The sequence below is a fragment of the Falsiroseomonas sp. RANM36 genome (genome assembly GCF_056682175.1).
The window spans coordinates 171,802-180,963 of the sequence record NZ_JBWXTD010000002.1; the positions used below are offsets into that span (position 1 = coordinate 171,802).

Here is a 9,162-nt window from a genome sequence, read left to right on the forward strand (position 1 = left end):
CGCGCCCCCCCCCGCGCCCGCGGCCGCGACCCCGATGCCGGACATCATGCCCCCCGTGAAGCAGCGGAAGGGCGTCCTGGGCTTCCTGTGGCGCAACCCGACCATCGCCATCGGCGGCTTCCTGGTGCTTCTGATGGTGGCCGTCGCGGTCTTCGCGCCCTTCCTGTTCACCAAGGACCCGACCGCGCTGGCGCCGGCGCTGCGCACGCGCGAGCCCTCGGCGCAATGGTGGTTCGGCACCGACATGCTGGGCCGCGACGTCTATTCGCGCGTGATCTACGGCACCCGCGTCTCGCTGACCGTGGGCTTCGCGGTGGCCTTCTTCGCCTCCCTGATCGGGCTGGTGATCGGGCTGATCTCCGGCTTCATCCGGGTGGCCGATTCGATCATCATGCGGATCATGGACGGGCTGATGTCCATCCCCTCGATCCTGCTGGCGATCGCGCTGATGGCGCTGACCCGCGGGTCGGTCGGCAACGTCATCCTGGCGATCACCGTGGCGGAGATTCCGCGCGTCTCGCGCCTGGTGCGCGGCGTGGTGCTCTCGCTGCGGGAACAGCCCTATGTGGATGCGGCGGTGGCGGCGGGCACGCGCACGCCGATGATCATCATCCGCCACATCCTGCCCAACACGCTGGCGCCGCTGACCGTGCAGGCCACCTACATCTGCGCCAGCGCGATGATCACCGAGGCGATCCTGTCCTTCATCGGCGCGGGGACGCCGCCCATCATCCCATCCTGGGGGAACATCATGGCCGAGGGGCGGGCGCTCTGGCAGGTGAAGCCCTACATCGTGTTCTTCCCGGCGCTGTTCCTCTCCATCACCGTGCTGGCCGTGAACCTGCTCGGCGACGGTCTGCGCGACGCGCTGGACCCGCGCATGGCGAAAAGGCTCTGATCCGCATGGCGCTGCTCGAAGTCGAAAACCTGCAGACGCATTTCCGCACGCCGGACGGCATCAACCGCGCGGTGGACGGCGTCAGCTTCCATGTGAACGCCGGCGAGACGCTGGCGATCGTGGGCGAGAGCGGCTGCGGCAAGTCCGTCACCGCCATGTCCATCCTGCGCCTGATCCCGGAGCCGCCGGGCAAGATCGCCGGCGCGATCCGGCTGAACGGGAAGAACCTGCTGGAGCTCTCCGACCGGGAGATGCGCCAGATCCGCGGCAACGACGTCTCCATGATCTTCCAGGAGCCGATGACCAGCCTGAACCCGGTGCTGACCGTCGGGCGGCAGATCGGCGAGACGCTGCGGCTGCACCAGGGCCTGTCGAAGCAGGAGGCCGAGGCGAAGGCGGTGGAGATGCTGAACCTCGTCGGCATCCCCGAGGCGCAGCGGCGCGTGCGGGAGTATCCGCACCAGCTCTCGGGCGGCATGCGCCAGCGCGTGATGATCGCGATCGCGCTCGCCTGCAATCCCAAGCTGCTCATCGCGGACGAGCCGACCACCGCGCTCGACGTCACGATCCAGGCGCAGATCCTGGAGCTGATGCGCGACCTGAAGCATCGCGTCGGCGCGGCGATCGTGCTGATCACCCACGATCTCGGCGTGGTGGCCGAGGTCGCGGAGCGGGTGGTGGTGATGTATGCCGGCCGCAAGGTGGAGGAGGCGGCGATCGGCCCGCTGTTCCGCACGCCGCGCCACCCCTACACCCAGGGCCTGCTCGGCTCGATGCCGAAGCTCGGCTCCTCGCTCACCGGGCACGAGACGCGGCTGGCGGAAATCCCGGGCCTGGTGCCGAGCCTGAAGGCGAAGATCCCGGGCTGCGTCTTCGCCACCCGCTGCGCCCATGCGACGGACCTCTGCCGCACCGTCGCCCCGGCGCTGGAGGAGAAGGCGCCCGGCCATGTCGCCGCCTGCCACTACGCGCCGCGCGAAGGGGCGATGGCCGCATGAACACCCCGGTCCTGCAGGTCAACGACCTCAAGAAGCACTTCCCGGTGCGCGGCGGCTTCTTCGGCGGCACCACGGGCTACGTCTACGCCGTGGACGGCGTCTCCTTCGACATCGCGAAGGGCGAGACGCTGTCGCTGGTCGGCGAATCGGGCTGCGGCAAGTCCACCGTCGGCAAGGCGGTGCTGCGGCTGTTCGACCTCACCGGCGGGCAGGTGATCCTGGACGGCACGCGCATCGACGACATGCCCTCCGGCACGCTGCGGCCGATGCGCCGGCGGATGCAGGTGGTCTTCCAGGACCCGTTCAGCTCGCTCAACCCGCGCATGCGGGTGCGCGACATCCTGGCCGAGCCGATCCGCAACTTTTCGCTCGCCAAGGACAGCGCGGAACTGGAGGCCAAGGTCGCGGGCCTGATGGACAAGGTGCGGCTGCCGCGGGACGCGGTGAACCGCTGGCCGCACGAATTCTCCGGCGGCCAGCGCCAGCGCATCGGCATCGCCCGCGCGCTGGCGGCCGAGCCCGACATCATCATCTGCGACGAGGCGGTCAGCGCGCTCGACGTCTCGGTGAAGGCGCAGATCGTGAACCTGCTGCAGGACCTGCAGAAGGAGCTCGGCCTTGCGATGCTGTTCATCAGCCACGACCTGGCGATCGTGGAGCACATGACGCATCGCGTGGCGGTCATGTATCTGGGAAAGATCGTGGAGGTGGCGCCGAAGCGCAGCCTCTTCGCCGCGCCGAAGCATCCCTACACGGAAGCGCTGCTCTCCGCCGTGCCGGTGCCGGAGCCCGGCGCGGCGCGCGAACGGATCATCCTCAAGGGCGACGTGCCGAGCCCGATCAACCCGCCCAAGGGCTGCCGCTTCCACACCCGCTGCCCCTACGCCTTTGACCGCTGCCGGACGGAGGAACCCGAACTGCGCCCGGTGGCGGACGCGCTGGGGCAGGGGCACATCGCCGCCTGCCACCTGCACGACCGGCCGGCGGCGGATAACCCGCTTTCCGGATCGAAGGGGGCCGCGTTGCTGGCGGTGGAATAGCCCCCTCGGTCACGACGCCGTGACCATGGGGCATTCCTGTGGCCATCTGATCGCCTGCGTCACATTCTCACCGTCGCAATCTTTGCGACAGGATCGGCGGCGATGATGAAGTACCTGGCGGCATCCGCCGTCGTGCTGGCGGCCGTTTCGGGAAGCGGCGCCCAGGCCGGATCGTTGCTCTTCGTCACGAGCCTGGGGCCGGAGGCATTGGGTGCGAGCGGCTCCGGCACCGCTTCCGTGCGGCTCGACCCGATCGCCAACACGCTGCGCGTCCAGGTGGCGTTCGACGGCCTGTCCGGCGTGACCACCGTGGCGCACATCCATTGCTGCACGGCCGTTCCGGGCGCCGGCGCCGTCGGCGTCGCGGTAACGCCCGGCACGCTGACGGGCTTCCCGGCCGGGGTCAGCTTCGGCACCTATGACGCGACCTTCCCCACCGATGCCACCGGAACCTACACGGGCGGCTTCCTGACCGCCGGGGGCGGCACCGTGGAGGGCGCGGAGGCGCGGCTGATCGCCGGCATGCGTGCCGGCACGGCCTATTTGAACGTGCATAGCAGCACCTTCCCGGGCGGGGAGATCCGCGGCTTCCTGGCCGCGGTGCCGGAGCCGGCGACGCTCGGCCTCTTCGGCCTGGGCCTGGCCGGCCTTGCCGCGCTGGGGCGGCGGCGCGCGACCTGATCCGGCCGCCGGCGCGGCTTGACGGCCGCGCGGGGCAGGGCGAGGCTTCCCGCGCGAAACAACGCCCCCAGATCAGGGGCGTCACAGGATTCGGGGGAGAGGCGCGATGCCGCAGGTCACGCTGACGGTGAACGGCACGAAGCACACGGTGGATGTCGAGGCGCGCACGCTGCTCGTCGAGCTGCTGCGCGAGAAGCTGCGCCTGACCGGCACGCATGTCGGCTGCGACACCAGCCAGTGCGGCGCCTGCGTGGTGCATATGGGCGGGGACAGCATCAAGTCCTGCACCATCCTGGCGGTGCAGTGCGAGGGCGCCGAGGTCACCACGATCGAGGGCTTGGCCAAGGCCGACGGCACCCTGCACCCGATGCAGGAGGCCTTCCGCGAATACCACGCCCTGCAATGCGGCTTCTGCACGCCGGGCATGGTGATGTCGGCGATCGACCTGGTGAACAAGCATCCGGGCGGCCTCTCCGAGCAGGAGATCCGCGAGGGGCTGGAAGGCAATCTCTGCCGCTGCACCGGCTACCACAACATCGTCAAGGCGATCGCCGCCGCGGCCGATGTGATGCAGGGCCGCCGCAGCGAGTTGGCGCGCGCGGCCGAATAGGCGCGGCGCGCGTTCGGGGAGGGAAAGCACAATGAACGTGGTCGCGCCCTTCGAGGGCATCGGCGCCTCCGTGCGCCGCAAGGAGGATCTGCGCTTCCTGTCCGGCCGGGGCCAATACACCGACGACATCAACCGCCCCGGCCAGACCCACGCCTTCATCCTGCGCAGCCCGCATGCCCATGCCGAGATCAAGGGCATCGACACGGCGAAGGCACGGGCGATGCCGGGCGTGATCGCGGTCTTCACCGGCGCCGACATGGCCGGCATCGGCGGCCTGCCCTGCGGCTGGCAGATCCACAACAAGGATGGCTCGCCGATGGCGGAGCCGAAGCATCCGGTGCTGGCCGAGGGCAAGGTGCGCCATGTCGGCGACCCGGTCGCGGTGGTGATCGCCGAGACGAAGCAGCAGGCCCGCGACGCCGGCGAGGCGATCGCGGTGGACTACGCGCCGCTGCCCGCCGCCGCCACCATCGCGCAGGCCACCGCCCCTGGCGCGCCGCAGGTGCATGAGGCCGCGCCCGGCAACCTCTGCTACGACTGGCATATCGGCGACAAGGCGGCGCTGGATGCGGCCTTCGCCAAGGCGCACAAGGTCGTCAGCTTCGAGACCACGAACAACCGCCTGGTGCCGAACGCGATGGAGCCGCGCGCGGCGATCGGCGAATACGACGCGCAGAGCGGCGACTACACGCTCTACACCACCAGCCAGAACCCGCATGTGATCCGGCTGCTGATGGGCGCCTTCGTGCTCAGCATCCCGGAGGCGAAGCTGCGCGTGGTCGCGCCCGATGTGGGCGGCGGCTTCGGGTCGAAGATCTACCACTATGCCGAGGAGGCGATCGTCACCTGGGCCTCCGCCAAGGTGAAGCGCCCGATCAAGTGGACCGCCGAGCGCACCGAATCCTTCATGTCCGACGCGCATGGCCGCGACCATGTGTCGAAGGCCGAGCTGGCGGTGGACGCGCAGGGCAAGATCCTGGGCCTGAAGGTGCACACCCATGCCAATATGGGCGCCTATCTCTCCACCTTCGCGCCCTGCGTGCCGACCTATCTCTACGCCACGCTGCTGGCCGGCGTGTACACCACGCCCGTGATCTACGCCGAGGTGAAGGCGGTCTTCACCAACACCGTGCCGGTGGACGCCTATCGCGGCGCCGGACGGCCGGAGGCGACCTATCTGCTGGAGCGGCTGATGGATGTCGCGGCCGGCGAGCTCGGCATGGACCGCGTCGAGTTCCGCCGGAAGAACTTCATCCCGGTGGATGCCTTCCCGTACCAGACGCCGGTCGCGCTGCAATACGACAGCGGCAACTACTTCGCGACGCTCGACGCCGCGCTGGAAGCCGCCGACTGGAAGGGCTTCGAATCGCGGCGCGCCGCGGCGAAGGCGAAGGGCAAGCTGCGCGGCATCGGCATCTCCACCTATCTGGAGGCCTGCGGCATCGCGCCCTCGGCGGTGGTCGGCAGCCTCGGCGCGCGGGCGGGCCTCTATGAGGTCGGCACGATCCGCGTGCATCCCACGGGCAGCGTGACGGTGCTGACCGGCACGCACAGCCACGGCCAGGGGCATGAGACGACGCTCGCGCAGCTCGTCGCCGACCGGCTCGGCGTGCCGATCGCCAATGTGGACATCGTGCATGGCGACACCGCCAAGGTGCCCTTCGGCATGGGCACCTATGGCAGCCGCTCGCTCGCGGTCGGCGGGTCCGCGATGTTCAAGGCGATGGACAAGATCATCGCCAAGGGCAAGCGCATCGCCGCGCATCTGATGGAAGCCGCCGTCGAGGATGTGGAGTTCGACCGCGGCACCTTCCGCGTCGCCGGCACCGACAAGACGAAGTCGCTGACCGACATCAGCCTCGCGGCCTATGTGCCGCACAACTACCCGATCGAGGAGATCGAGCCGGGCCTCGAGGAGACCGCCTTCTACGATCCGAAGAACTTCACCTATCCGGGCGGCTGCCACATCGCCGAGGTCGAGATCGACCCGGAGACGGGCAAGGTCTCGATGGTGAACTTCACGGCGGTGGACGATGTCGGGCGCGTCATCAACCCGATGATCGTCGAGGGCCAGGTTCAGGGCGGCGTGGCGCAGGGCATCGGCCAGGCGCTGCTGGAAAGCGCCATCTACGACGCGGAGGGGCAGCTGATCAGCGGCTCCATGATGGACTACACCATGCCGCGCGCGGACGACCTCGCGCCGGTGTCGGTCGCGACGCACACCACGCTCTGCACCCACAACCCGCTCGGCGTGAAGGGCTGCGGCGAGGTGGGCGCCATCGGCTCGCCGCCCGCGGTGATCAACGCGGTGGTGGATGCGCTGAAGGATTACGGCGTGAAGCACATCGAGATGCCGGCCACGCCGGCGAAGATCTGGAACATCATCCACGCCCGCAGGGCGGCGGAGTAGGAGACCGGCCGTCCGATCGCCGCAGGGCGCAGCGCGCGAGCGCGAGCACCGCAGGCGTGAATCGGCCGGCGAACGACCAACGGGAGTTCGATACAGATGTATGACTTCAGCTACCACAAGCCGTCTTCGGTCGCCGATGCGGTGAAGTTGCTGGCGGCCGACCCCGATGCGCGGGCGATCTCCGGCGGGATGACGCTGCTGCCCGCGCTGAAGCTGCGCCTCAACAAGCCGACCTCGGTGGTTGACCTCTCCGGCATCGCCGAGCTCCGCGGCGTGAAGCGCGAGGGCAACAGCATCGTCGTCGGCGCACTGACGAAGCACTACGAGATCGCGACCAACGCCGACATCAAGGCGGCGATCCCGGCGCTGGCCTGGATGGCCAGCACGATCGGCGACACCCAGGTGCGCAACCGCGGCACGATGGGCGGGTCGGTCGCCAACAACGACCCCTCGGCGGATTATCCGGCGGCGCTGCTCGCGCTGGGTGCGACCATCCAGACCAACAAGCGCAAGATCGGCGCCGACGACTTCTTCCAGGGCATGTTCGCCACCGCGCTGGAGACCGGCGAGATCGTGACCGCGATCCACATCCCGGTGCCGGAGAAGGCTGGCTACGCCAAGATGAAGAACCCCGCCAGCCGCTACTCGATGGCCGGCGTCTTCGTCGCCAAGGGCCCGGCGGGCGTGCGCGTCGGCGTCAACGGCGCCGGGGCCGGCGGCGCCTTCCGCGCCACCGAGATGGAAAAGGCGCTGTCGGCCGACTGGTCGCCGGATGCGGTGGCTGGCGTGAAGATGGACCCGTCGATCATGAACGGCGACATCCATGGCAGCGCCGAATACCGCGCGCATCTGGTCACCGTGATGGCGAAGCGGGCCGTTGCAAACGCGGGATAATTCCCGGTAGCCTTCCCCATTCCCCCTGGCCCGGATGCGCCGGGGGGAGGGGAGGCCGCTCGCATGAGCGACAAGCCGCTGCGCCCGGTGCGTGATCCGCGGGCGACGCTTCGGGCAGCCGGCGGAGCGAGCCACGCCCCCATCCTCGCGGCGGAGGATCTCGGTGCCCTGGCCGAGGCGCTGGCCCGCGTCGATCGCGGCGGCTTCCTGGCCGGAGACCTGCTCCCGCTCGCCGATGCCCTGGATGACCTGGCCAGCGCCGACCGCGCCGGGCTCGATTTCCTCGCCGGCCGTGGCGCTGCGGGCGACCTCGCGGCGCTCGCCGATGGCTTCGCTCCCTGGCCGGAGGAGGCATTCAGCCGCCGGCTGGCGGGTGCCGCCGAGCCGGTGCCGGTGCTGCGGCTGCGAGCGGGCGGCGCCCCGTTCCTGGCCGTGCATGCCACCGCCCGGGCGCGCGCGGGCGACGAAGCCGCCGGCATCGCGACACGCCGCCTGCTGAGCGCCTGGATCTGGCGCGCGGAGCCGCTGACGCGCATCGTCCTCGCCGCGCGCAGCCTCGTCGCCGGCACGGTCGAGGCGGACGCCTTCGACCAGCTGCTGCAGGCCAACCTCAAGATCCTCGCCGGCCCGCTGGCGCCGGATGAGCTGGTGCAGGCGCTGCGCGGCGCGCCGACCATCATGGCGAAGCCCGGCCCGCCCGGTCCGCTCGGCCCGCCGCTCGATCCGCGCCTCGGTCCGCTGCTCGACTGGATCCGGAAATCGCCCTTCTCGGCCTTCCTGGCGCCGGAGAACCAGGCGCGGCTGCATTGCACCCTCGGCCTCGGCCGCCTCTACCCGGCGGTGCCGGCGCTGCCGGAGAAAAGCCCGGGTCCGGCCGCCATCGCGCCGGGCGCGATCTGCGGCAGCGCGCTGCCGGCGGGCGGGATCGAGCTCGTGCTGACCGGCAGCTTCGGCAACCGCGCGGAGCAGGGCGGGGAATGGGGCGTGCTGGTGAACGGCGCGCCCGCCGAGATCCTGAGCTGGACGCCCGGCGAGATCCGGCTGCGCACCGGCGCGTTGCTGCCGGGCTGCAATCCGGTCCGCTGGTCCTTCACGACCGAGGCCGATGTCACCGGCAACGGCGTGGACGCGGCCTGCGCCGAGTGGCTGCGCCGGCCGATCGTGATGGCGGAGCAGGCCGTTGGCGTGGAGCTTGGCCGCGGCGGCGGACTCTGGGCGCAGCCCGGCTCGGTCAGTGTCCTCGCGCCCGTCATCGAGGCCTTCGCCACGCCCCCGGCGCCGCCGGGCGGCTTCCTGCCCTGCGCACCCGTGGAGCTGGCCTGGCGCATCGGCGCCCAGCCCTGCCCGGCGGACCATGCCCGCGTCCTGGTGCGGCTGCTGCGCGGCGCGGTCGAGGTCGCGCGCGGCCTGCCCTTCGTCGGCGCCGTCTCGGTCACCGACCCGCTGACCGCCGATTACCGGCTGGAGGTCACCTCGACCGACCCGGCCGGCAACGCCTGCGGCACGGTCATGGCGGCGGTGACGGTGCCGCGGGCGCCGGCGGCCGGGTCGGTCGCGGTGCCCTCCAGCCGGTAATCGGCGGTCAGCGGGTCGGTGACCGCGACGGCGCCGACGAAGGGCAGGCCGCGCGC

8 protein-coding genes are annotated in these 9,162 nt (G+C 70.7%); all 8 read left to right on the forward strand.

Annotation, left to right across the window (positions count from 1 at the left end; genetic code table 11):
• Nucleotides 1-898: ABC transporter permease (locus AC1MIR_RS01715; protein WP_480026460.1), on the forward strand; the 898-nt coding region annotated here is incomplete at its 5' end.
• A gap of 5 nt (nt 899-903) precedes the next feature.
• The gene (locus AC1MIR_RS01720) at nt 904-1,896 is read left to right on the forward strand and encodes an ABC transporter ATP-binding protein (protein ID WP_480026461.1); all 993 of its coding nucleotides are present in this window, start codon (nt 904-906) and stop codon (nt 1,894-1,896) included.
• Entirely contained in the window at nt 1,893-2,936 is a 1,044-nt protein-coding gene (locus tag AC1MIR_RS01725) for an ABC transporter ATP-binding protein (RefSeq protein WP_480026462.1), read from the forward strand. Before AC1MIR_RS01720 ends, AC1MIR_RS01725 begins: the two co-directional genes overlap by 4 nt.
• Before the next feature lie 102 nt (nt 2,937-3,038).
• Nucleotides 3,039-3,617, forward strand: a complete 579-nt coding sequence (locus AC1MIR_RS01730) for a CHRD domain-containing protein (protein ID WP_480026463.1) — start codon at nt 3,039-3,041, stop codon at nt 3,615-3,617.
• A gap of 106 nt (nt 3,618-3,723) precedes the next feature.
• On the forward strand, nt 3,724-4,227 hold the full coding sequence (locus tag AC1MIR_RS01735; RefSeq protein ID WP_480026464.1) for a (2Fe-2S)-binding protein: 504 nt from the start codon (nt 3,724-3,726) through the stop codon (nt 4,225-4,227).
• Nucleotides 4,228-4,258: 31 nt separating this feature from the next.
• Nucleotides 4,259-6,637: a xanthine dehydrogenase family protein molybdopterin-binding subunit gene (locus AC1MIR_RS01740; protein WP_480026465.1), complete on the forward strand. Its 2,379-nt coding sequence runs from the start codon at nt 4,259-4,261 to the stop codon at nt 6,635-6,637.
• Between the two features lie 96 nt (nt 6,638-6,733).
• A complete protein-coding gene (locus AC1MIR_RS01745; protein WP_480026466.1) occupies nt 6,734-7,531 on the forward strand; it encodes an FAD binding domain-containing protein in 798 nt (265 codons plus the stop codon).
• Nucleotides 7,532-7,594: 63 nt separating this feature from the next.
• Nucleotides 7,595-9,106, forward strand: coding sequence for a hypothetical protein (locus tag AC1MIR_RS01750; protein WP_480026467.1), 1,512 nt, complete (start codon nt 7,595-7,597; stop codon nt 9,104-9,106).
• Nucleotides 9,107-9,162: the final 56 nt, after the last annotated feature.